The 25,668-nt window shown below is 44.3% G+C and carries 14 protein-coding genes; 12 read left to right on the top strand and 2 right to left on the bottom strand.

Annotated features, from left to right (window positions below):
* Positions 1-2: 2 nt before the first annotated feature.
* The 11 genes from ABR189_RS15440 (at position 3) to ABR189_RS15390 (ending at position 20,687) form a co-directional block, all read left to right on the top strand.
* The gene (locus ABR189_RS15440; RefSeq protein WP_354661416.1) at positions 3-1,538 is read left to right on the top strand and encodes a RagB/SusD family nutrient uptake outer membrane protein; all 1,536 of its coding nucleotides are present in this window, start codon (positions 3-5) and stop codon (positions 1,536-1,538) included.
* A 180-nt stretch (positions 1,539-1,718) separates the two neighbouring features.
* Positions 1,719-2,672 (top strand): SRPBCC family protein, encoded by a 954-nt coding sequence (locus tag ABR189_RS15435; RefSeq protein WP_354661415.1) that lies wholly within the window; start codon positions 1,719-1,721, stop codon positions 2,670-2,672.
* A 14-nt stretch (positions 2,673-2,686) separates the two neighbouring features.
* Positions 2,687-6,034, top strand: coding sequence for a VCBS repeat-containing protein (locus tag ABR189_RS15430; RefSeq protein ID WP_354661414.1), 3,348 nt, complete (start codon positions 2,687-2,689; stop codon positions 6,032-6,034).
* Between the two features lie 2 nt (positions 6,035-6,036).
* Positions 6,037-7,371, top strand: a complete 1,335-nt coding sequence (locus ABR189_RS15425; protein WP_354661413.1) for a vanadium-dependent haloperoxidase — start codon at positions 6,037-6,039, stop codon at positions 7,369-7,371.
* A 279-nt stretch (positions 7,372-7,650) separates the two neighbouring features.
* Complete coding sequence (locus tag ABR189_RS15420; protein ID WP_354661412.1) at positions 7,651-11,064, top strand: methylmalonyl-CoA mutase family protein; 3,414 nt, start codon at positions 7,651-7,653, stop codon at positions 11,062-11,064.
* Positions 11,065-11,664: 600 nt separating this feature from the next.
* Complete coding sequence (locus ABR189_RS15415) at positions 11,665-13,095, top strand: glycoside hydrolase family 125 protein (protein ID WP_354661411.1); 1,431 nt, start codon at positions 11,665-11,667, stop codon at positions 13,093-13,095.
* Positions 13,096-13,117: 22 nt separating this feature from the next.
* Entirely contained in the window at positions 13,118-14,899 is a 1,782-nt protein-coding gene (locus tag ABR189_RS15410; protein WP_354661410.1) for a MutS-related protein, read from the top strand.
* 26 nt (positions 14,900-14,925) lie between these two features.
* Positions 14,926-16,707 carry a MutS-related protein gene (locus ABR189_RS15405; protein ID WP_354661409.1) on the top strand — a complete coding sequence of 594 codons (1,782 nt, stop codon included), beginning with the start codon at positions 14,926-14,928 and terminating at the stop codon, positions 16,705-16,707.
* Between the two features lie 126 nt (positions 16,708-16,833).
* The gene (locus ABR189_RS15400) at positions 16,834-17,928 is read left to right on the top strand and encodes a PA0069 family radical SAM protein (RefSeq protein WP_354661408.1); all 1,095 of its coding nucleotides are present in this window, start codon (positions 16,834-16,836) and stop codon (positions 17,926-17,928) included.
* Positions 17,929-18,603: 675 nt separating this feature from the next.
* Positions 18,604-19,170 (top strand): DinB family protein, encoded by a 567-nt coding sequence (locus ABR189_RS15395; protein WP_354661407.1) that lies wholly within the window; start codon positions 18,604-18,606, stop codon positions 19,168-19,170.
* Between the two features lie 302 nt (positions 19,171-19,472).
* Positions 19,473-20,687: a sterol desaturase family protein gene (locus ABR189_RS15390; protein ID WP_354661406.1), complete on the top strand. Its 1,215-nt coding sequence runs from the start codon at positions 19,473-19,475 to the stop codon at positions 20,685-20,687.
* Between the two features lie 95 nt (positions 20,688-20,782).
* Here ABR189_RS15390 and ABR189_RS15385 read toward each other — a convergent pair whose 3' ends face one another.
* Both ABR189_RS15385 and ABR189_RS15380 read right to left on the bottom strand, forming a co-directional pair.
* Positions 20,783-21,910, bottom strand: a complete 1,128-nt coding sequence (locus tag ABR189_RS15385) for an acyltransferase family protein (protein WP_354661405.1) — start codon at positions 21,908-21,910, stop codon at positions 20,783-20,785.
* Between the two features lie 92 nt (positions 21,911-22,002).
* Positions 22,003-22,503, bottom strand: coding sequence for an RNA polymerase sigma factor (locus ABR189_RS15380; RefSeq protein ID WP_354661404.1), 501 nt, complete (start codon positions 22,501-22,503; stop codon positions 22,003-22,005).
* 681 nt (positions 22,504-23,184) lie between these two features.
* Here ABR189_RS15380 and ABR189_RS15375 point away from each other — a divergent pair.
* The gene (locus tag ABR189_RS15375) at positions 23,185-25,662 is read left to right on the top strand and encodes an SLBB domain-containing protein (protein ID WP_354661403.1); all 2,478 of its coding nucleotides are present in this window, start codon (positions 23,185-23,187) and stop codon (positions 25,660-25,662) included.
* Positions 25,663-25,668: the final 6 nt, after the last annotated feature.

Here is a 25,668-nt window from a genome sequence, read left to right as displayed (position 1 = left end):
ATATGAAAAATATCAGCATAAAATATATACTCGGCGTAGTAGCATTGGCAGGAGGATTGCATGCCTGTACTAATCTGGATGAAAAGGATAAATCAAATTATATTGAAGGACCTTTTCCTTCTCCTTCCAATGAACAAACCTATCAGTCAGTAGCCTACCAATCGCTCTCCGCGTTTAAAGGATATATTGGTGCCTACTGGAATATCTGTGAGGCATCCACCGATGAGGTGGTGGTGCCAACCCGTGGAGGGGACTGGGGAGATGGTAACAAGTGGAAAGATCTCCATCTGCATGAATGGACAGAGAATCATGCAGAAATAAATGGTGCATGGGAATGGGGGTATGGAGGTATCAGTACCTGTAATCAGATCCTGTACACCCTGGAACAAGCGCCCCAATTTAAGGCAAAGGGGCGCCTGATGGCAGAGGTAAGTACCATGCGTGCATTTTACTACTTCTGTATGATGGATGCTTTTGGCAATATTCCGATTGCCGCAAAACTACCTACAGAAGATCCTACGCCTGAAACCAAACCTGTTGCCGAGGTATTTACTTTTATCGAAACAGCATTGAAAGCAGCTATAGATTCTTTAAGTGAAGACGTAACGGTAGCTACTTACGGATTACCCACCAAGTGGGCCGCCTGGAGTATGCTGGCAAAGTTATATCTCAATGCAGGCGTGTATACCAACACCAACAGGTGGGATGATGCGATTGCAGCATGCGAAAAGGTAGTAACTTCCGGTAAGTATGATATCACGAATAACTTCACCATTATTTTCAGTCCGGATAATGGGCCTGGCAATAAGGAAGTGATCTTTGCTATTCCTTTTGATGCGCAGAAAGCAACCGGTATGGATTTCCAGATGCGTACCCTGCATTACGCTTCCCGCGCTACTTTCCTGATACCCAGTAACCCTTATAATGGTTTTTGTACACTGGAAGATTTTTATAAATCTTTTGCAGATCCTAATGATCAGCGTAATAAAATGTGGCTGGAAGGTCCTCAGAAAGATGCTGCCGGTGCACCACTTATGAGTGATGGCAGGCAGGTAGTATTAACACCTGAAATTAAGTTTAACGTGGCTAATCCCAATAACCCCTTTGATGTGGGTGGAAGCTTTGAGGGAAAAGGTATGGGAGCACGTTCTATCAAATACTATCCGGATAAAAACTCCAATGGCGGAAGCGGTAATAACGATTACGCGTTCCTGAGATATGCAGATGTGTTGCTAATGGAAGCAGAGGCGAAAGCAAGAAAAGCCAATGTACCAGCAACAGCATTACCTGCTATCAATGCGATCCGTACCCAACGGGGGGCAGCTCCATTAGTTGCGCTCACCTGGGATGATCTGCTGGCAGAACGTGGCCGGGAAATGGCTTGGGAAGGCTGGCGCAGGAATGACCTGGTGCGCTTTGGAAAATGGGAAGGCAAATGGGGAATCAAAACAGATGCAGATGTACAGAAACGGGTATTTCCGATTCCAAGAAAACAACTGGACCTGAATCCCAAACTGGTACAGAATAAAGGCTATTAAAGCTGCCATAGATATTCTTCTTCGGGCCGTCTGAAAGGTTAGTAATGACCACAGACGGCCTTTTTTATCAGGAATGATCAGCAGAATGGCTGCGCAGGCGCCAATAGGAAAAAAAAGTGCTCCCTGCGGCAGAAAAAACGTAATTTATACAGGCATTTTTATGCCTAATCATCCGCTTTTATGAAGAAATGGCTGCTAATAAGCATATTATCTGTTATACTCCTCCTGGTAATTATTATCATGATACCATTGAAAGGTAGTTATGAAATCAGTGCACAGGTAAATGCGTCTCCATTAGTGGTATATAAAACACTGCAATTACTGCCCGAATGGGATCACTGGTATGCCAGATTATCAACAGATACTGCGGCACGGAAATTTCATGTGCATGTAGCTACCACTGCGCCTAATACGCTATTCCAATACAATATGTGGCAGGAAAATGAACCTGTACAGAATGGAGAAGTAAATATAAAGCCTACGCCGGAGGGAGGAACCCGCTTTATATGGAAGCTGCACCTGGATCCCGGCGTACGGCCAGATCTTATCGTGAAGACACTATTCCACAAAAAAGTGTATGAAAATGCCCTGAAAGAAAGCGTGTTGAATCTGATCCATCAATGGAGCCATACGGATACACTGGCTGGTATACCTGTTTCACTGATGCGGGTAGCACCCCGTCAGCTGCTGGTAATGACGGATACCATACCGGTAGCAGACCTGATGAATACATTCAGTGCATGCCGTCAGCAATTAACAGCACACCTGAATGCCCATCATATTATTGCAGCCGGCGATCCGGTAAGCAAGCTCGAATATTTGCCGGATGCAAAGGCGGTATTGACGGTAGGCATACCGGTAAAAGAAAGTAAAGTATCAGCAGGAACCCGTATGCAGCTGATAGCAGAAGAGCCTTGTATTGCTGCCGTAGGGCAATATAAGAACACCTGGAGTGCCAGGGCAGAAGGGGTAGAGATCGTAAGGCAATGGGTGAAGTTGCGATCCCTGGCATACGCCGGTGAGGTTTGGGTAGTGCATCATTACGAAACTGAAAGTATAAAGGATAACACGCCCGTAGTAATGGATGTATTGCAACCGGTGTATTATGTAAATCCAGTATACAGTGTGTACTGATTAACCTGATCTAAATGCATTTGTTATTTCCACGTATTGTTCTTCCGGGACAGGCAAAACGCTACCGGAGTATAACTGTCATCGCGCTATTGTTTTTGATCACTTCCTGCACACATACTGCTATGCCCCTCTTTGAGCAGTTGCCGCCAGCAGGTACAGGTATTGATTTTGTAAACAAAGTGGAGGATACAGACTCCCTCGGTATCCTGGATTATCTGTACTTCTATAATGGTGGTGGTGTAGCTATCGGGGATATCAATCAGGATGGATTACCGGATATCTATTTTACGGCTAATCAGGGCGGCAATAAATTATACCTGAACAAAGGCAATTTAAAATTTGAAGACATTACCGCCAAAGGAGGTGTGGCTGGTAAGGCTGGCTGGACTACAGGGGTAACAATGGCTGATGTAAATGGCGATGGCTGGCTGGATATTTATGTTTGTACGGTAGGTGGGTACCTGGGACTGTCATCCACAAATCAATTGTTCATCAATCAGCGGAATGGAACCTTTAAAGAAGAGGCTGCCCGATGGGGCATAAATGTACAGGGATTATGCACCCAGGCTGCCTTTTTTGATTATGATAAAGATGGTGATCTGGATATGTACCTGCTCAAGCATTCTGTTCACAGCAATGCGAATTACAGCGATACGTCCATACGCCGCGTAAAAAGTGCTATAGCAGGTGATCAGCTGTTCCGTAATGAAGGCGGCTATTTTGTAGATGTAACACAGGAGGCAGGCATTTACAGCAGTGCTATCGGATATGGGCTGGGAATTGCAGTAGCAGACATGAATCATGATGGCTGGCCGGACTTGTATATCAGCAATGATTTTCACGAAAATGATTACTATTACCTCAATAACGGAAATGGCACTTTCCGGGAAATAAATACAACCGCACTGGAACATGAAAGCCGGTTCTCTATGGGGTCGGATATTGCAGATGTGAACAATGATGGGTGGCCGGATATCATGACATTGGATATGCTGGCAGACGATGAAAAGGTATTGAAATCGTCTGGTGGAGATGATCCCCTGGATATTTATAATTACAAGAAGAACTTTGGCTATCATTATCAGTATTCCCGTAATTGTTTGCAGCTAAATACCGGTGGAGGAACCCACTTTAGTGATATTGCACTGTACAGCGGTGTGGCTGCAACCGACTGGAGCTGGAGCCCGCTGATGGCCGACTTTGACAACGATGGCCGGAAAGACATTTTTGTCAGCGCAGGGATTGTGCGAAGGCCTAACGATCTTGACTATATTAAATACATTGATAATGGCCAGTTGCAGCAATCCATGCGCACTTCTCATAAACTGGATAAGACAGTACTGGAACAAATGCCGGCAGGCAAATGGCATAATTATATTTTTCAGGGTACCGACAGTCTGGTGTTCAATGATCGTTCTGCCAGCTGGGGCATGAGCGAACTTGGTTGGTCTAACGGAGCTTCCTATGCTGATCTGGACAATGACGGCGATCTGGACCTGGTAGTAAACCGCATTAACGCACCGGCAAGTATCTACCGCAACAAAGCCAGGGAAATAAACGGATATCATTACCTGCAAATTATGTTTAGAGGGGAGGGGGGGAATACGGCCGGTATTGGGGCTAAAGTGGCGGTTAAAACAAAAACACGCACACAATTTGGTTACCATATGCTTACCCGTGGGTTTGAAAGCAGTGTAGCGCCGGGAGTATTATTCGGCCTGGGAGAAGACAGGGTGGTAGATAGCCTGGAAGTGGTGTGGCCGGATAATACCGTACAATTACTCACCAATGTAAAGGTAGACCAGACATTAACGCTGGATAAAAGGGCCGCCAAAAATGGGAATGCTGCTTTTGTGCCAGGTGGGAAAGATAGTGCGCCTTTATTTGTAGATGTAACGGATAGTATCACCATCGATTATCAGCATAAGGAAAACGGGTTTATAGATTTTAACCGGCAGCTGTTTATTCCGCATCAGCAATCCACTAGCGGTCCGCAACTGGCAGTAGGAGATATCAATGGAGATGGGCTGGATGATTTTTATGCCGGAGGAGCCCGGGGACAAGCAGGTAAGTTATTGATGCAGCAGGCTGATGGTAATTTTATCAGCGTAAGTGAAGACGTGTTAGGTAAGGATGCAGGGAGCGAAGATGTGGCGGCCTTGCTGGTTGATGTGAACGGCGACCAGCTGCCGGACCTCTATGTAGTAAGTGGGGGCAACGAATTTTGGGGCAATGCGCCGGAGTTGCTGGATAGGTTATATATCAATGACGGAGAAGGCCGTTTTCATAAATCGGATGGGTTACCAGCCCTCTACGGTAATAAGTCGGTGGTATGTGCTGCTGATATTGATAGGGATGGCGATCTGGATTTGTTTATAGGCGGACGCGTACATTCCCAGCATTATGGCACTGTTCCCGAAAGCTTCCTGCTGGAAAATGACGGCCAAGGGAATTTTACGGTGATCACTCACAAAGCAGCGCCGGCAGTACAATATGCAGGTATGATCACTACTGCTGCCTGGGCAGATATAGATAATGATGGCTGGCCGGATTTGCTGGTGGCAGGGGAATGGATGCCGGTAAAAATATTTCACAACGTCAAAGGAAAGCTCACAGAGATTACTGCCAATACCGGCTTACAGGATTACACGGGCTGGTGGCAATCCATGCAGGTTGCTGATCTGAATGGAGATGGTGCAGTGGATATTGTATTGGGTAATTGGGGCACCAATTCCAAGCTGAAGGCAAGCATGCAATACCCCCTCAGATTGTATGTAGCTGATATGGATGGTAATACTGTGCCGGATCAGATCATGAGTTATGCCAACAACGGTAAATACTACACGTTTTTAGGAAAAGAAGAACTGGAAAAACAATTGCCGGCAATTATTAGGAAAAAGTATACCACCTATAAAAGCTTTGCCGGACAAACGGTAGAGCAGGTTTTTGGGCGTGGTTTGGATACTGCAAGAAAAATGCAGGCTACTATTTTGCAGTCCTGCGTTTTGTGGAACAATAAAAAAGGGAAGTTTACCCCGGCGGCATTACCTGCTCCGGCGCAGTGGTCACCCGTAATGGCTATCTATGCAGGAGATGTGAATATGGATGGAAAACCTGATCTGATAACAGGTGGTAATTTTTATGGCGTACTGCCTTATGAAGGGCGGTATGATGCTAATGGAGGAAGTGTGTTGTTGAGTAGCGGAGGAAAAGGATGGGAGGCATTACCCGTATTGAAATCTGGCTGGAACGTGAGTGGAGAAGTAAGAGATGTGAAAATGCTGCGAACTATCAATGGCCAGCAACTATTTGTAGTAAGCCGGAATAACAACCGCCTGCTTTTCTTTTCAAGGAATCATTGAATATGCGATATATTAAATGCCTGGTGACAACAGGGGCCATAACAATACTGTTATTTGCCTGTAAATCATCACCGCCCTATGACAACAAAAGCTTGCATCATCCTTTACTGTATTCACAAACAGTAAAGCAGCTGACGGATGTAATTGTACATGACATCTTTTCTCCGCCGGTAGCTTGCCGTATTTATGCTTATGCTACTATTGCGGGGTATGAAGTGATGGCGCACAGCGGGCAGCAGTACCAATCACTGGCAGGTCAGTTACATGGGTTGCCACCTACCCCCGCACCTAGTGAGCCTGCAATGATAGATTTTCCCCTGGCGGCAATGATTGCTATGGCGACTACGGGAAAAGCCATGATCTTTTCGGAAAACAGGTTGCAGGCAGCGATAGATAGCCTGAAAGCAAAAGCAGTGGCAGCGGGTATGCCAGGCGATATGCTCAAAAGCACGGTAGCTTATGGCCAGCAGGTGTCCGCAGCTATATTGGGCTGGAGTAAAGGGGACCAATATGCGCAGACCCGTGCCGGGGGAAAATATACAGTAACGGAGGAAGAAGGCCGATGGACACCTACCCCGCCGGCCTATATGGCTGCCATAGAACCACACTGGAATGAACTGCGCCCCTTTGTACTGGATACTGCCAGTGAGTTTATTGCTGCACGCCCACCGGTATTCAATATGAAAGATACCAGCAGCGGTTTTTACCGGATGGTAAACGAGATTTACACCATTGGCAATACGCTTACGGAGGAGCAGATCAACAGCGCGGATTTCTGGGATTGCAATCCATATAAAGTTAATCTTAGCGGCCACGTTTCTTTTGCTACTAAAAAGATCACCCCGGGAGGGCACTGGATCAATATCTGCGGTATAGCTGCTCAAAATGCCAAAGCCGATTTTGCAAAAACGGTTTGTACTTATGCCAAGGTGGCCATCGCCCTGTCTGATGCATTCATTGTATGCTGGGACGAAAAATTCAGGAGCAACCTGATACGCCCGGAAACAGTGATCAATAAGTACATGGATGAAAACTGGAAACCTCATTTGCAAACACCCCCTTTCCCGGAATATACCAGTGGGCATAGTGTGGCCTCCGCAGCGGCAGCTACGGTGCTCACACAGTTATATGGAGAGCCATTCCATTTCCGGGATAGTTCCGAAGTGGAATTTGGATTGCCGGAACGGGAATTTCCGTCGTTTATAGCAGCCAGCGATGATGCAGCTACCAGCCGGCTGTATGGAGGTATCCATTTCCGCCCGGCGGTAGCCGAAGGTACCCGGCAAGGCAACCTGGTAGGGCAGAAAGTGATCACAAAACTGAAAATGGAACAGTAACAGTGATCGCTGCCGCTGCGTAATATACTGGTAGGGGAATGATTTTCAGGTATTTAAAAGCATCTTATCCCTGTTTGAAAGGGCAGGAAGGCTTTAACAATTGTTAACTACTTTCCATATCACTTGAATAATTTCCAACAAGTTTTCCTTCCTGTTCAATCTATTCTATTTCTGCGGCTTTGCGGCTGAGGAGCGCGGTACCGCTGCTATTTTCGTAACTTGCATATTCTGTATGGTATGCTGCCGGCTGGTGGCTGACAGCAAAAACTGATTATTTATATGTCATATACACCGCAACATAAAGTTCGTATTGTTACTGCCGCAGCGCTGTTTGATGGCCATGATGCTGCTATTAATATTATGCGCCGCATTATGCAGTCTAAAGGCGCGGAAGTGATCCACCTGGGACATAACCGCTCTGCCGCAGAGATTGTAGACTGCGCGATCCAGGAAGATGCACAGGGTATTGCGATTACCTCTTATCAGGGTGGGCACGTGGAATTTTTCAAATACATGTATGACCTGCTGAAAGAAAAAGGTAGCGGACATGTTAAGATTTTTGGTGGTGGTGGTGGTACCATTCTGCCCACCGAAATTGAAGAGTTGCACGCTTATGGTATTACCCGGCTTTACTCTCCGGACGACGGGCGGCATATGGGGCTGGAAGGTATGATCGAGGACCTGATCCGGCAATGTGATTTTGAACAGCAGCCATTTGCCAAAGGCAGCGGTGCGGATGATCCTGCCCTGCTGCGTAAAGAAAAGGATGCCAAAATTATTGCCCGTGCTATCACCCTGGCAGAAAACGGAATGCCCGTACCTTTACTTAACGGACAGAAAATAAAACAAAAATCATTGGCTGGTTCTCCTGCGGTAGCCGGTAGCACAGTGGTGGAAGATGCCCCACGTGAAAAGGGCTGGGCTGGCGCTGTATTAGGAATTACCGGTACAGGTGGTGCTGGTAAAAGTAGTGTGACAGATGAGCTGGTACGCCGCTTTTTAACCCATTTCGATAATAAAACGGTAGCCGTAATTTCTGTGGATCCTTCCAAGAAGAAAACAGGAGGGGCTTTACTGGGCGACCGTATCCGGATGAATGCAATCCACCACCCAAGAGCTTATATGCGTTCTCTCGCTACCCGCGAAAGTGATAAGGCCATCAGCGAACATATCCAGGAAGCTATCGATATCTGCAAACTGGCCATGTTTGATTTTATCATCCTGGAAACATCCGGTATTGGCCAAAGCGATACGGCTATTACTGATTACTGCGATGTGTCGCTGTATGTAATGACACCGGAATACGGAGCGGCTTCCCAGCTGGAAAAGATTAATATGCTGGACTATGCAGATGTAATTGCAATCAATAAGTTTGATAAAGCCGGTGCACTGGATGCATTGCATGATGTGCGTAAACAATACAAACGTAACCACACTTTATGGGAAGCAAAAGAAGATGAATTGCCGGTAGTAGGCACCATTGCTTCCCAGTTTAATGATGCGGGTATTAACCTGCTGTTTGAACGGGTGATGGAAAAAATAATAGCAAAGACTGGTGTTGCATTTGGTACACTGGCACATGAAAGTATTAAATCTACCACTACCAAATCACAGATCATTCCACCTGCACGGGTACGCTATCTGGCAGAAATAACAGAAGCTATTGCAGATTACAGCAAATGGGTAAATGAACAATGCGCCCTGGCTTCCAAGCTGTATCAGCTGGAGGGGGTGATGAAGATGCCGGGTGTGCCGGAAGCACCACTGGCTGATATCAAAAAACACCTGGAGCAGGAACTGCATACAGATTGCAAAGCCCTGATAACAGGATGGCCTGCGCTGGTGAAAAAGTTTACCGCCGATTTTTATGAATTCCAGGTGCGGGATAAAGTAATCAAACTGCCTTTGTTTTCTGAAAGCTTATCGCACTCCCGTATTCCTAAAGTAAGCCTGCCTAAATACCAGGATTGGGGAGATATACTACGCTGGCAGCTTACAGAAAACCTGCCGGGAGAGTTCCCATATGCGGCTGGGGTATTTCCGTTGAAACGGGAGGGCGAAGACCCTACCCGCATGTTTGCCGGAGAAGGCGGACCGGAAAGGACCAATAAGCGCTTTCACTATGTGTCATTGGATCAGCCGGCAAAACGCTTGTCTACCGCTTTTGACAGCGTAACCCTTTATGGAGAAGACCCTGCTTACCGCCCCGATATTTATGGCAAGGTGGGCAACTCCGGGGTGAGCATTGCCACAGTGGATGATGCTAAGAAATTGTACAGCGGTTTTGATCTCTGTGATCCTAAAACATCGGTGTCCATGACCATTAATGGTCCGGCACCTATACTGCTGGCATTTTTTATGAATGCAGCCATTGATCAGCAATGCGAAAAATATATTGCAGCGAATGACCTTACCGAAAAAGTAGCCGCTACCATAAAAGAGAAATTTAAGAACGAGGCGTTACCGCACTATAATGGTGAGCTGCCAGCTGGCAATGATGGCCTGGGCTTACAGTTGCTGGGTATTTCCGGTGATGAGGTGCTGGACAAGGCAGTGTATGAAAAGATAAAAGCACAGGCGCTGAGCACCGTGCGCGGTACTGTTCAGGCAGACATCCTGAAAGAAGACCAGGCGCAGAATACCTGTATCTTTTCTACAGAATTTGCCCTGAAATTAATGGGCGATGTACAGGAATATTTTATTCACCAGCAGGTAAGGAATTTCTATTCTGTAAGTATCTCCGGCTATCATATTGCAGAGGCAGGTGCTAATCCGATTACCCAACTGGCGTTTACCTTGTCTAATGGGTTCACGTACGTGGAGTATTACCTGAGCCGGGGTATGCATATAGACGATTTTGCGCCTAACCTGTCTTTCTTTTTCAGCAATGGGATGGATCCCGAATATGCGGTGATAGGCCGGGTAGCCAGAAGGATCTGGGCCAAGGCAATCAAGTACAAGTATAAAGGAAATGACCGCTCCCAAAAACTGAAATACCATATCCAGACATCCGGACGCAGCCTGCACGCACAGGAGATCGACTTTAATGATATCCGTACTACGCTACAGGCATTGTACGCGATTTATGATAACTGTAATTCCCTGCATACCAATGCTTATGATGAGGCTATCACCACTCCTACAGAAGAAAGTGTAAGGAGGGCCATGGCTATACAGCTGATCATTAACCGTGAACTGGGTACCGCGAAAAATGAGAACCCGGTACAGGGATCTTTCTTTATTGAAGAGCTGACAGACCTGGTGGAAGAAGCGGTGTTAATGGAGTTTAACCGTATTACAGAACGGGGTGGGGTACTGGGAGCAATGGAACGTATGTACCAGCGGAATAAGATCCAGGAAGAAAGCCTCTACTACGAATCCTTAAAGCATACCGGCGCATTTCCGATTGTAGGGGTAAACACCTTCCTCAATAAGAATGGTTCTCCCACCATTATACCAGCAGAGGTGATCCGCTCTACCAGGGAAGAAAAAGAGTTCCAGATCAGTACCTTAACGGCTTTCCAGCAACGACATGGGCATAAAAGTGCCGCAGCCTTGAAAAAACTACAGCAGGTAGCCATTAACAATGGCAACTTATTTGCCGAGCTGATGGAAACAGTGAAACATTGTTCGCTGGGGCAGATTACACACGCATTATACGAAGTAGGCGGACAATACCGCCGCAATATGTAATTACCGCATTATAAGGCCTTAAAAACGCTGATATGCTCATTTAGACAAAACCTCCAGTCTGTTTAAATACAGGCTGGAGGTTTTTTTTAAGCGGTTAGCTATTAGCGGGTTAGCTGTTAGCTCAAATGCAGCGAAGGAGAGAAGCGGTTAACCCTTAGTCTTTAGCCCTTAGTCTGTTTATCTATTTGTGTAAAGTCATAATAGTATCTAAAGGTTAGCATGTAAAGTGCTTTCTGGAGAAGAAAAAGGCAAGCCAAGCCTACCTTAGAGCATGGTTAAAGCATAGTTAGAGCATAGTAAAAGCATAGATAGAGCATGGATAAAGCATAAAAGGCTATAAAAAAGGGTATCACAAAAACCGTAACCTGGTACAATTTTAACCCATAGGCGAGCAACTCATTAAAGCTCCTTCATCCGCTGCATTTAAGTTAAAAGCTAATCGCTCCTCCATCCACTGCATTGAGCTAAAAACTAACCGTTCCTCACCTTCGCTGCATTTGAGCTAACAGCTAATAGCTTACTAAATGGTCCATTTTCTTTATTTTACACCCCTGTTAGCAGCGGAAGGATAAAACAGCATCGTAAATTTTAATACTTGTTATGACATCGAGAAGAGATTTTTTACGCAACAGCAGTGTGCTGGCGGGAGCCGTAGGGCTAGGACTGCCAAAGGTGGTTTTTGGGAAGAGTAATTATACCTCACAACGGCCTCCGTTGTCCCAGCGTAAATTTACCAGTGAAGCGGTAGAAAAAACCATTGTAAACATCAAAAAACAAATAGCAGACCCTAAGCTGGCCTGGATGTTTGAAAACTGTTTTCCCAATACACTGGATACCACCGTCAATTTTAAAATGATAGATGGCCGTCCGGATACCTTTGTGATCACAGGGGATATAAATGCGATGTGGCTGAGGGATTCTTCTGCACAGGTATGGCCTTACCTGCCTTTGGTAAAGGATGATGCCAAACTGCAGCAAATGGTGGCAGGGGTGATTAACCGTCAGACGAAATGCATCCTGATAGATCCTTATGCCAATGCTTTCAATGATGGTCCTACCGGTAGTGAATGGGAAAAGGACCTGACAGATATGAAGCCGGAACTGCATGAGCGCAAGTGGGAAATAGATTCATTGTGTTATCCGGTGCGCCTGGCCTATCATTACTGGAAAATAAGCGGAGATACCAAGGTGTTTGATGATAATTACCGTAAAGCAGCGCGCCTGATCGTAAAAACATTTAAGGAGCAGCAGCGCAAGGAAGGGAAAGGACCTTATAAATTTCAGCGGGTTACTGCCTGGCAGTCAGATACGGTGCCTAATTCCGGTTATGGGGCGCCTATGTTGCCGGTAGGGCTGATTGTATCTATCTTCCGCCCGTCTGATGATGCTACGGTATTCCCTTTCCTGATCCCTTCCAACATGTTTGCGGTAGTATCCCTGCAGCAATTGGCTGAGATCAGTGATAACGTGCTGCAGGACGCTGCCTTTGCCAAAGAATGTGCTATGCTGGCCGATGAAGTGGACAGGGCCATTAAAGCTTATGCTATTGTAGAACACCCTAAGCTGGGCAATATGTATGGATTTGAGGTAGATGGATATGGGAATCGCTTATTTATAGATGATACTAATGTACCTAGTTTGCTATCCATCCCTTACCTGGGATATACTACTGCTGCTGATCCTTTATACCAGGCTTCCCGTCATTTTGTATGGAGCAGCTTTCATCCCTGGTTTTACCGGGGGAAATATGGTGATGGTGTAGGTAGCCCACACACCGGCGAAGATTACATATGGCCTATGAGCGTTATTATGCGGGCGCTTACTTCCAATGATAAGGAAGAGATTGCAGAATGCCTGCATGCGCTGCGTAATACCGATGGCGATACCGGTTTTATCCATGAATCTTATCATAAAAATGACCCTACGAAATTTACCCGGAAATGGTTTGCCTGGGCTAATACCCTCTTTGGCGAACTGTTGATGAAGGTAAGCCAGGATCATCCTGAACTGTTGAAAAGACAATATAGCTGATAGCAGGCACTAAGAAAATACTATGCAACCCGGAAATGTTTACCAGCAGAGAATCGTTCAGTTTCAGGCACAGATTGCAACCGCCAAAGGAGTATCCTCCTGGTTGGCGCTGGGTAGATTGGTATGTTTTCTGGCAGCCCTGTGCTGTGGATACCTCTATTTTTGGTACAATATGGAGTGGAGCTGGCTGCTGGGGGTACTGGCTTTTTTGGCCGGCTTTGCTTTTTTTGTAGCACGTTATCAAAAAGCGCAGGATCATCTGAGGCTGCTGCAGGTATTGCTCCAATTGAACGAAAAAGAGCTGTTGCAGGTAACTACGCACCAGGCTACTTTTGAAGATGGTAGCCGTTTTATAGATGAACAGCATGATTTTTCCGGGGACCTGGATGTGTTTGGGCCATCCTCCCTGTATCAATATGTCAACCGTACGGGCAGCCTTTCCGGAAGTGAGCAACTGGCACAGGCACTGCAATTTCCTTTGCAGCAGGCCGGCGCAATTAGTGCTACGCAGGAGGTGATCAAAACCTTGTCAGGTAAAGTCGATTTCCGCCAGTTACTTACCGCACAGGCTACACTGTCTGATGAACGGGCCGGGGATAAACAGGCTATCCGCCACTGGCTGCAGGTACCATTGGAATTTTTACCCAATAAATTATTATATGCTTTAAGCTGGGGACTGCCTGTTTTGCTATGGGGCGCCATTTTGTTTTATGTCTATGGAGGAAGCTACTACCCCGCACTTTTTTTGGTAGTGGTAAATCTGTTGCTGCTAAGGAAGCATAGCAAAAAAGTCAGTAAACAGCATGAGTGGATTTCCGGTAAGGAAAAGATCCTGCAAAAATTTTCCCAGCTGTTGCAGTTAGTAAAAAAAGAATCTTTTGGCAACAGCACTTTATTACTGGAGCAGCAAGCCTTAGCCGTGGCTGCAGCAGCACCGCTGGCACGGCTGTCCCGCATTAGCAATGCCCTGAACCAACGGAATAATATGGCAGTAGGATTTGTATTAAATACCTTCTTCCTTTATGAACTGCATTGTATGTTTAGCCTGGAAAAATGGAAACAGCAGTATGAACACCAGGTAGATAGCTGGCTGGATGTAGTGGCCCGGCTGGAAGTGTGGAACAGCTTTGCAACATTTTCGTTTAATCACCCGCAGTATACGTTTCCGGTAGTAAGTGAGCAGGATACGGCATTGAAGGCAACCGGGCTGGGACATCCGCTGATAGCTGCTGAAGAATGTGTTACCAATGACTGTACCATCGGACAGCAGGCGAATTTCCTTATCATTACAGGCTCTAATATGTCAGGGAAAAGTACTTTTCTACGTAGTGTAGGCAGTAATTTGTTGCTGGCATTATGTGGGGCACCGGTATGTGCTGTTACTTTTACATGCAGCCCAATGCATATTATGACTTCCATGCGGATCAAGGACTCCATTGCCCGGCATACTTCTTACTTTCAGGCAGAACTGCTGCGGTTGCAGCATATTGTACAGGTACTTAAAAGCGGTCGCCGCGTTTTTATTATATTGGATGAGATCCTGAAAGGAACAAATTCAGAAGACAAACTATCCGGTTCCCGTAGTCTGATAGAACATTTCCTGCACTATAACTGTCTGGGTATGATTGCCACGCACGACCTGGAACTGGGGCATCTGGAAACAGTGCATCCGGGGCGGATCAGGAATTATTGTTTTGAAAGCACGATCCAGCATGATCAGCTGTATTTCGATTACCGTATCCGCGAAGGGGTGGCGCGTAATAAAAATGCTACTTTCCTGATGAAGCAAATGAGAATTATTTAACTGTTGACCCGGAACAAAATTACCTTATGCATCCCAAGGAAGTATATCAGCAAAAAATAGCACAATTACAGGTACAGGTAGCTGCAGCCAGGCGTAAGTCCGTCTGGTTGTCCTGGGGCCGCCTGGCAGCTTTTCTGTTGGCCGCAATTTGCGGATACTTTTATTTTCATTGGAACCTGCCATTAGCATGGTCGCTTCCATGTCTGGCAGGATTGGGATTATTCGTTTATTCCATTGCGCAATATCAAAAGAATGAAGATGATCTGAATCTGCTGAAAACATTATTAGACCTGAATGAGAAAGAACTGTTGCAGGCTACTACCTATAGATCCACTTTTGAAGATGGCAGCGATTTTATAGATGATCAGCATGACTTTGCTGGCGACCTGGATGTATTTGGTCCTGCTTCCTTGTATCAATATATCAACAGGACCGGTACACTCAGCGGGCGGGAATTATTGGCGGCTACCCTGCGTAAACCTATGGCAGAAGTAACGGCTATTGTCAGCACTCAGCAGGTAGTGCAGGAGCTGACAGGTAAAGTTGAATTTCGCCAGCTACTTACCGCACAGGCAATACTCGCGAAGGAGGGTAAAGAAGATAAACCTTCTCTCCTCTACTGGTTAGATCTGCCATTGGAGTTTTTACAGCAAAAAGGATTGCATTTACTGATATGGGCAAGCCCTGCATTACTGCTGGTGAGTCTTATACTTTTCATGTACACCGGCAATTTTATGCCGGCTTTTATTTTCCTGGTCATTAACTGGGCAGTGCTGCTATGGAACATTAAGAAGGTGAATAATCAGCATCAATGGATGTCCAACAAGGAGAAGATCCTGCATAAGTTTGCAGTGCTATTGAAATTGATAGAGAAAGAACCAGTGGGTAATATCACACTCCTGAAACAGCAGCAGGAAATAGCAGCAGAGGCAGGTCATGCCCTGCACCGGCTGGGACGGATCAGTAATGCGCTGGATCAGCGGGTAAATGTGCTGGTAGCGATCGTTCTCAACTCCATCTTTTTGTATGACCTGCACACCATTTTTAACCTGGAAAGGTGGAAAGTACGTTACCAGCATAAAGCAGTGGGCTGGTTTGATGTTATTGCACAGCTGGAAGTATGGAACAGCCTGGCAACTTTCGCCTTTAATCATCCGCAGTACACCTTTCCTGTATTACAGGAATCACCGGCTATGCTGGAAGCTACCAGTCTGGGGCATCCCTTGATACCGGAAAATGAATGTGTGAAGAATCATGCAACGATCGGGCAAAAGGCACAGTTCCTGATTATTACCGGTTCCAATATGTCCGGCAAGAGTACTTTCCAGCGGAGTGTAGGTACTAACCTGCTGCTGGCCATGTGTGGCGCCCCGGTATGTGCGGCCTCATTTACATGTAGCCCGGTGCGGATGATGACCTCTATGCGTATCAAGGATTCTATTGCCAAACATACCTCTTATTTTCAGGCAGAACTACAGCGTTTGCAACGTATTATTGAAGTATTGCAAAGTGGCGAACGCGTGTTTATTATCCTTGATGAAATTCTGAAGGGCACTAATTCTGAAGATAAATTGTCCGGCTCCCGCAGTCTGATAGAACATTTCCTGCAATATAACTGCCTGGGTATGATCGCTACACACGATCTGGAGTTGGGCAGCCTGGAAACGGCCTACCCCGCGCAGATCAGAAATTATTGCTTTGAGAGCACTATCCGTGAGGATCACCTGTATTTTGATTACCTGATCCGGGAAGGCATTGCCCGGAATAAGAATGCCACCTTCCTGATGAAACAGATGGATATTATCTGATGAGGTAATGCCGCAGGCACGTGGCGGAGGTTCATACCTTCCCTGGGCATGTATTCTTTTTTTATCGGTAAACTATTATTTTAAAATACTAATATATTTAGCTAGTTTTACTAAAAATATTAGTGTATGACTTTGCCTTTCCAGGAAGGTGTACCAGAGAACCCATATTATAAAGGCCGGGGTGCACAGCTGAATCCTAAAAATAAATACCTGAAAGGGGAATATACCCAGGAATATACAGAGGGCATAGATGAATGGTGGCAGGCAGATGTCCCCACTGCCATCCTGGAAGAACATGCTAAAACACTGGTGAATAAGGTAGAAAGCCCGGATGTAGGGATGTGGTATTCTATGAATCCTTACCAGGGCTGTGAGCATGGCTGTATTTATTGTTATGCGCGTAATGCGCACCAGTATTGGGGCTTCAGTGCAGGGCTGGATTTTGAACGGAAGGTAATTGTAAAGCAAAATGCGCCGGAACTGCTGCGTAAATTCCTGGATAATAAAAACTGGGTACCCAAGCCTATCTCGCTTTCTGGTAATACAGACTGCTACCAGCCAGTGGAGCGGAAAATGTGGATCACCCGTCAGTTGCTGGATATAGCGCTGCAATACAAACAACCGGTTGGGATTATCACCAAAAACTCATTAGTACTTCGGGATAAATACCTGTTGCAGCAGCTGGCGCAGCATAACCTGGTATGTGTGTATGTATCCCTGACGACCATGCAGGAAGACCTGCGTCAGAAAATGGAGCCACGGACTACCACAGGCGCACAGCGTTTAAAGGTGGTGAAGGAGCTGAGTGAACTGGGCGTACCAGTAGGAGTGATGACGGCGCCGCTGATACCAGGCCTGAATGATCATGAAGTGCCCCATCTGCTGGAGCTGGCAGCCCAAAATGGCGCTAAATACGCTGGTTATACTGTAGTACGATTGAATGATGCGGTGAAGATTATTTTTAATGACTGGTTATATAAGAATTTCCCGGACCGGGCGGATAAGGTATGGCACCTGATAGAAGGGATGCATGGGGGGCAGGTAAATGATAGTGAATTTGGCAGGAGAATGCGGGGGACAGGTAATGTAGCAGACATTATCCGGCAGCAGTTCCGGGTCCATACCAAGAAAAATGGCCTGAACCAGGAACGTTTTGAGTTCAATACGGAACTGTTCCGGCGGCCACAGGTACAGCTAAGTTTGTTTGATAATCAGGCATAAGAGTACTGCAGCAGATGATAGTAACCAGTGTCCTGAGAAAGTAAGAAGGAGTACTGCAGGAGGTATGGGGAGTAGGGAATGAGAAGTAGTGTCGGAAAAAGTAAATAAATTGTTAAGTCCACAAAAAATGTAGGATAGAATGTTGTGTAATCAGAAAAATAAAAATTATCTTTGCAACAGTTATAGATAAAAAAATGCAACATCATTCAACATATATTATTTATGCGAAGTCCTGTAAGCAAAAGAAGCAGGTCAGAGGAGCGTTGCGGGCATGTTGCACCAATTGTTAACAAAAGAAGTTATCAAGCGATAAAAACAAAAGGTCCCGCAGGAATTGCCGGGACCTTTTGCTTTATAGCAAACTGAAATGATAATAGTAAAAGAAATCAGAGAGAGAGCTAGTATACGTATATACTTATCACGAAAGAGTGATAACAGTATGCGAAAGGATTGCTTTGTATTAAAGAAGTATCCTGGGCATGGTATGTAGTAAAACAAGTATAAAAAGACTTGCGTTTATTTAAAACCCGGCCCTTACAATGGCGCCGGGTTTTTTTATTAGAGAAAAAGCAAAGCCGGCACAAAAATGGATCAGGAAACAATCATTTTTTAATAAGTTATGTACCAACCCACCCATTAAAGCAGGTAAAGTGCATAACCCCAAATAGAAGTACCATGAGGAATGTTATTAAAGTAGTCAGAGAGGCTTTGCTGAACAACTTCAAAGAATTAGACCAATGGTTTGAAAAGGATGCCGCATTGCTGCATTTTAAACCGGAGCGTGATCAATGGAGCGTAAGGGAAGTATTGGAGCATATTACGCTTACCAACTATTTCCTGCTGCTGATCATTAATAAAAGCACCCGGAGGGCATTAGATCGTAAAAGTGCCGGACACAATGTGATTGTGCCTGGAGACTACGAAGATAAATTCCGGCAGATAGACGTAATAGGCAGCAAATCCTTTGGCTGGATCAGAGCGGAACATATGGAGCCTACCGGCTTCAAGGAAATGGCTGAAATAAAAGCATTGCTGAAACAGCAGTACGCACAATGTATGTATAACCTGTCTTTGCTGAAAAATGGAGAAGGAAGACTGGTATTTACCAATATGTCTGTCAATCACCTGGGTAAACTGGATATATACCAGTATATCTATTTCCTGACCAAACATATTGAACGGCATATTCACCAGATGGAAAGACTGGAAAAACAATTCGAGGAAAGTATGATATTGATATAAATGGGTCGACCAATCACATCCATCATTGTTAGTCCTTTTTTAGTTTGATTACATTAGTAAGCCGGTAGTATTCACTGCCGGCTTTTTTATTGGAGGCCATCACTAATTAATTAGTCTACAAAAATAGTAGGATAAGTAAAATTTTATACTTAATATTGCTTTTGTTTACCACCACCATTTTATACCCGGTCAGTAGTACAGGCATACCATTACATGGGTGTTGTGCATACTGATACTGCCATCATTACTGTATACAGACAGCATAAGCATACTATTCATTCGAAGATTCAAAACATTCTAAAGTGCAGTTAAATTATCTGGCATTGGCTGTTCCCTTGTTCCTGGCCTTCATGGGACTTGAGTATGTAATAGCACGCAAAACGGGGAAGAACTATTTTAGTTTTACCCATTCGGTCACCAGTATTAATACCGGGATTGCTGAGCGGTTACTGGATACGTTTACGGTAGGCATCTTTTATTTTGTGTATGATTATTTGTATCATCATTTTGCTATCTGGCATATACAGCCCAGTATACTGTTGTGGATAGCCTTATTGCTTTGTACGGATTTCATCTGGTATTGGTATCACCGGTTAGCACACGAAGTAAATGTGCTTTGGTGTGCGCATGTAGTACATCACCAGAGCGAAGATTTTAATTATACCGTATCAGCCCGTATTACTGTTTTTCAGGCATTTGCACGTACTGGATTCTGGGCAGTGCTGCCCATCCTTGGTTTTCCACCAGCAATGATCACCAGTGTATTATTAGTGCATGGCCTGTATCCTTTTTTTATACATACCCGTACCATAGGGAAATTGGGGATATTGGAATATGTCCTGGTAACGCCTTCTCATCACCGGGTACATCATGCTTCGAACCCCCAGTACCTTGACAGAAACTATGGAGATGTGCTGATCGTATGGGATAAGTTGTTCGGTACTTTTGCGGTAGAGGAAGAAGAACCCGTGTATGGATTAACCAAACCACTGGACAGTAATAGTTTTTTGTGGCAGCATTTTCATTTCATCCTGGAATTAATGTATGCCGTCCGGCGGGAACGGGGATGGAAGCAAAAGCTGAAGCTGGTCTTTGGCAAGCCGGATTATATAGACCCGGAAATCCGGAATATCCTGGAGCAAAAGTATTTGCTCCGTAATAGTACGGTACCGGCGGTACGCAGATTGAATGATTATGTGATATGGCAGGTAGCCGTTACATTACTGGTATTGTTTGCCTTCCTTTTGCTGGAATATTATGTACCCGCGATGGTGCAGGTATGTATTACCTTATTGATATTGCTGACATTGGTGAATATAGGTGCCATTCTGGAACAACGTAAATGGGTCTTTTATCTTGAATACAGCAGGATCATCTTATTGTTTATAGCTGTTTTTTATTGGTGGCCCAGTCCGGCATTGTTGTTTATTGCAACATTGGCACAGCTGGTGGCGTTTTTTTTCCGGACCAACATCAAACAACATTACCTGCGCCTGGTATATGGCGCAGCCAGTTAAACTTAGCAGGTTATGTGGCCGAGAGACGAGGTAAAGGTCCGCAAAACCTTGACGACGGTTTGAATCCGTCCGTAACCTGCTGGTTTAATTAGCTTTTACACCCGGATGTATATTTTCTTTTTATCCATCCACCATCCTACCAGCCAGAAGAAGGCAACATGAAAGATGGCAAACAATAAAGAGCCATTCATATTACCGGCCAGGGGCTGGAATATGTGGGTATAAAGCCAGCTATAGAGGTTTTGGCCTTCCGGAAGGCGTGCCAGCAGGTATAACTTGACTACCACACCTGCAAGGAAATAGATAAAGAGCGGATTTTTTCCAAAAGGAGTAAAAAGCACTGTCCAGGCTGTACGGCCTTTAAATTCTACTACATACATCAGCACAGATAGGAGGAGCAGGGCAATACCCACCGTGTAAAGTACGTAGGAGCTGGTCCATATCTTTTTATTGATAGGGAATACAAGATCCCAGCATAAAGCCGTAAAGATCAGGATACATCCGGTAATCATCAGGCGGGAAAGCATTTCGTAGGTTTTACCCTGTTGCTGGATGAATACACCAGCCAGGTAACCAAATATCACATTACAGATCGCAGGGAGGGTACTTAAAATACCTTCAGGATCAAAAGGCACTCCTTCCCCTTTGTACATATGGTTTTCTCCCAGGATGAGCTTATCGAGTGGCAGGCCTGCATATCCTTCCAGGCTGTAAGGATCTCCTGTTCCAAAGGCAATTAATAAAAACCAGTAACCAAGTAATAATATGCCTGCTGCTACAAAAGCACCTTTATCTTTCAGGTAGTGAATAATAAATGCGGCTACGCCATAGCATAGTGCAATACGGGGTAATACTCCCAGTATCCGTAGCCCGGAAAACGGTTTTCCAACGAGTAATCCATCGCTCCATTTGACAAACGGAAACCAGTTGAGCAGTAATCCGATAACAAATATCAGCAGCGTACGTTTGAGTATCTTCTGTATTACGGCACCATTGCCCAGTACTTCATACTTTTTCATGGAGAAGCTCATGGCATTCCCTACTGCAAAGAGAAAAAACGGGAATACCAGGTCGGTAGGCGTGCAGCCATGCCAGGGAGCATGTTCCAGCGGGGAGTATACATAAGACCAGCTGCCTGGATTATTTACCAGGATCATGCCTGCTACAGTAAGTCCTCTGAATACATCCAGCGATAGAAAGCGTTGTGGTGTTTCAGTTTTCATGATGATTGGTACAATTGAGAAATGGCTGAAAGTATTCAGTGAATGTACCAATATAAACCGGAAAATTGATGTGTAGGAAATATGTAGGCGCCTTAGTACCGGCTTACCTGTGCTTTTAACATTCTGCGGGCAAAATGTATCCTGCTTTTAATAGTACCTAGCGGTTCTTTCAGTATGGACGCAATTTCAAAATATTTGAACCCCTCAAAATACAGGAGAAAAGGTTGTTTAAAGATGACCGGTAATTGATATACTGCATACTGGATCTCTTTTATCTGCAGGTTGGTTGCTGCACGGTTTGTGACAGCGGTTTGGTGATGATTCAGGAGATAATCACTGATGGAATGGTCAATGATCAGGTGTTGTTTAGCACGTTGTCTGTAGTTATTAATAAAAATGTTGCGCATAATAGTGTAGAGCCAGGCCCTGATGTTGGTGCCGTCCAGGTATTTCTCCTGGTTGGATAGGGCGCGGAACAAAGTTTCCTGTAACAGGTCTTTAGCCAGTTCCTGATCTTTGGTGAGGTTAATTGCAAAGGGTTTTAAGAAATCAGCATTGTTTAGCAGCAGGGAGTTAAATTCAATAGAGGACATATATTTGAAGTTTTGCTATGATTAGTTAAAACAAAAACCATCCTTCAGCGCATTCCGACAGCATTATTGAGGGCTTTTATAGGGTATTTGGTTGATTAATAAGTACTTATGTGGAAAATTTCTTTAATGAAGACAGGATGCACTTGTAAAATGAAATGGCAGCTGCTGATTGAAACCAATATCAAGTGCACCAGGGCTTGTTAAATTACATAAGTACAGTACCTTAATAAACGGAAATAAGCGTTTAATAGATTTAGGAAGCCGGTAATTCTATAAAGAGGGTAAAATAGTATTAGTTTGATGATCTCAGTAACCAGGAGAAACAAGGATAATAATGATAATAGAAATTTAGGCAAGCTTATTCAGATAACGTGTTTTATTGAATGGACTATTTTTTAATTGATAATCAGTTGTTTGGGTGACTGTTGACAATAGACAGGATAAGCTTACGTTATTATGTGAGGTTATTGAAGGATTATTAATTGTACATTTTCTGTTGGTTTACCAAAACCAAAGTATGATTTATGACGTATTTTCAGCTATTATTTTACTGATTTACATTAACTTAACATTTATATGTTATTTTTAATAGATTTGCACCTGATTTAATGGGACCTTATTTTGAAGTGGTGGGCCCCTGTTTATTTTTCAAAGATTTGTGAAGTTTTATCCAAAAAATACATGTTGAAGAAATTAATACTGATTCAGCTGTTCCTGTTTGTAAGCTTTTGTGTGGTTGCACAGATTCCATCGCTTTCTCAAGAACAATTAAGGCAAGTACAGATAGATAATCTTTCAGATGACCAGATAAGGCAACTTGTAGCAGAGATGAAGCGTAATAACATTGCTTTTTCTCAGATAGATCAGTATGCACAACAGAAGGGGATTCCATCTTCTGAAGCTGCTAAACTGAAAAACAGAATACAGCAGCTGAATCTGGATAAAGAGTTAGATAGTAAATCAGAAAGTACTTCTAAACAAAAAGATCAATATAATAATCGGGAAATTGAAGATGCAACAGATGAGCAAAGTATAGACGCTAAGACTTCTGAAGAGCGGAAGCAGGATATGCGCAAGAAGAAGATATTTGGTTCGGACCTGTTTTCCAATAAAAACCTGACTTTTGAGCCTAATCTCAGAATGGCTACTCCTCCTAATTATAGGTTGGCTGCAAATGATGAGGTAATAATAGATGTGTATGGGTATTCAGAAGTGCAGCACACATTAAAAGTAACGCCGGATGGCTATATACGTATTCCCAATTTGGGACCTGTGTATGTCAATGGACTTACAATGGAAGAAGCTAAGAACAGGATTACCAAGCAACTTTCTTCTATTTATGGTGGCATTAAATCAGGGAATACTTATGTACAGGTATCATTAGGTAGTATCCGGAGTATCCGAGTGCTGTTAATTGGCGAAATAGAGCGACCTGGTTCTTATACAATTCCTTCACTGGCCACAGTAGCTAATGCATTATATGTATCTGGTGGCCCTAATGAAAATGGTTCTTTCCGAAACATACAGGTGATACGTAATGGACAATCCATTGTTACTTTTGATCTGTATGATTTCCTGGCCAATGGTGATTTGACGAATAATATTGTATTGCAGGACCAGGATATTGTAAAAATTAATCCTTATAAAACCAGAGTAGAATTATCCGGTGAGATAAAACGGCCGGCTATTTTTGAAGCAAAAGATAATGAGACCCTGCAAAATATTCTCAACTATGCAGGGGGGTATACAGATGTATCTTTCCGGGATAATATAAAAGCCTACAGAGTTAATAATAAGGAGAGGGAGGTAATTAATATTAGTGCTGCTGAAGTGGCTGGTTTCAAATTGAAATCAGGAGATCAGTTTTTTGTGGATTCCATTTTAAACAGATTTAGTAATCGGGTGACCATCACTGGGGCTGTATTTCATCCGGGGAATTATGCATTGGAGAGTAATATGACAGTGGGAGCGTTGATAGGTAAAGCGGATGGCGTAAAGGAGGTAGCTTCTCTTTCCCGTGGGATTATCCGGAGGTTACAGGCAGATTTTACACCTGCCATTATCAATTTTAATGTACAGGATGCTATAGCCGGTAAGCAAAACTTGCTATTGCAAAAAGAAGATAGTGTAGTAATTTTTTCTAAGCTCGAACTGAGGGAAGAATATCAGGTAAAGATTACTGGTGAAGTTAATCAGGCAGGGTATTTCAATTATGCAGACAGTATGCGGTTGGAGGATCTCATATTGCTTGCGGGCGGATTAAAGGATGCAGCTTCATTAAACCAGGTGGAAGTTTCCAGGAGGATACGTACCGGTGCTTATGATCCCAATGATACGATGAAAGCGATTATTCAGCGGTTTGATATTTCAGCAGACCTTAAGAGTAATCCAGAAGCAGGAGCTTTTGTGCTGCAACCATTCGATGAGATAACTATCCGGAAATCGCCAACTTACTCTGAACAGGCAAATGTGCAGGTGGATGGGGAAGTTGTTTATCCTGGTCTATACACTATTAATACAAAGCGAGAACGTATCTCACAACTGATTCAGCGTACAGGAGGATTAAGACCGGAAGCTTATCCTGAAGGAGCGGTTTTATTGCGTAAAACATTTATTAATAGTGGAGACAGCGCTTTGTTAACTAATAAGCTGGAAGTCTTTTATAATAAGCTGAAGGATAGTTCTGACATTGAGCGGGTAAAAGGAACTGTAGAGCGTAAGGAACAGTTGTTGGGTATCAATCTGGAGCAAATTATGGCGAAACCGGGTTCCAAATATGATTTATTACTGGAAGAAGGGGATGTCATCAAGATTCCGAAGAAGCTGCAAACAGTTCAAATGTTTGGAGAAGTATATTTTCCTAAGAAAGTAAGGTTTGATAAAAAATACACATTCCGTGAGTACGTGAGTGGTGCCGGCGGATTTACGACTTCTGCCCTTAGAAGACGTAGTTATATTGTATATGCAAATGGTGAGGTGAAGAATACCCGAAAGGTATTATTTTTTAATAGCTATCCTAAAGTGAAGCCGGGAGCTGAAATTTATGTACCGTCTAAAAAGGAAAAAAAAGGATTGAGTGGACAGGAAGCTATTGGATTTGCTAGTGGATTAGCATCAGTAGCATTGATTATTGTGACTTTATTGGATAAGATTAAGTAAAATAAC

This window comes from Chitinophaga sp. H8 (assembly GCF_040567655.1).
Lineage (GTDB): Bacteria > Bacteroidota > Bacteroidia > Chitinophagales > Chitinophagaceae > Chitinophaga > Chitinophaga defluvii.
This window is presented reverse-complemented; position numbering and strand designations above follow the sequence as displayed.

Bases quoted from the DNA above. Each gene is read 5' to 3' on its own strand.
- ABR189_RS15440 (WP_354661416.1), top strand. From the start codon at position 3: ATGAAAAATATCAGCATAAAATATATACTCGGCGTAGTAGCATTGGCA.
- ABR189_RS15435 (WP_354661415.1), top strand. From the start codon at position 1,719: ATGAAGAAATGGCTGCTAATAAGCATATTATCTGTTATACTCCTCCTG.
- ABR189_RS15430 (WP_354661414.1), top strand. From the start codon at position 2,687: ATGCATTTGTTATTTCCACGTATTGTTCTTCCGGGACAGGCAAAACGC.
- ABR189_RS15425 (WP_354661413.1), top strand. From the start codon at position 6,037: ATGCGATATATTAAATGCCTGGTGACAACAGGGGCCATAACAATACTG.
- ABR189_RS15420 (WP_354661412.1), top strand. From the start codon at position 7,651: ATGTCATATACACCGCAACATAAAGTTCGTATTGTTACTGCCGCAGCG.
- ABR189_RS15415 (WP_354661411.1), top strand. From the start codon at position 11,665: ATGACATCGAGAAGAGATTTTTTACGCAACAGCAGTGTGCTGGCGGGA.
- ABR189_RS15410 (WP_354661410.1), top strand. From the start codon at position 13,118: ATGCAACCCGGAAATGTTTACCAGCAGAGAATCGTTCAGTTTCAGGCA.
- ABR189_RS15405 (WP_354661409.1), top strand. From the start codon at position 14,926: ATGCATCCCAAGGAAGTATATCAGCAAAAAATAGCACAATTACAGGTA.
- ABR189_RS15400 (WP_354661408.1), top strand. From the start codon at position 16,834: ATGACTTTGCCTTTCCAGGAAGGTGTACCAGAGAACCCATATTATAAA.
- ABR189_RS15395 (WP_354661407.1), top strand. From the start codon at position 18,604: ATGAGGAATGTTATTAAAGTAGTCAGAGAGGCTTTGCTGAACAACTTC.
- ABR189_RS15385 (WP_354661405.1), bottom strand. From the start codon at position 21,910: ATGAAAACTGAAACACCACAACGCTTTCTATCGCTGGATGTATTCAGA.
- ABR189_RS15380 (WP_354661404.1), bottom strand. From the start codon at position 22,503: ATGTCCTCTATTGAATTTAACTCCCTGCTGCTAAACAATGCTGATTTC.
- ABR189_RS15375 (WP_354661403.1), top strand. From the start codon at position 23,185: ATGTTGAAGAAATTAATACTGATTCAGCTGTTCCTGTTTGTAAGCTTT.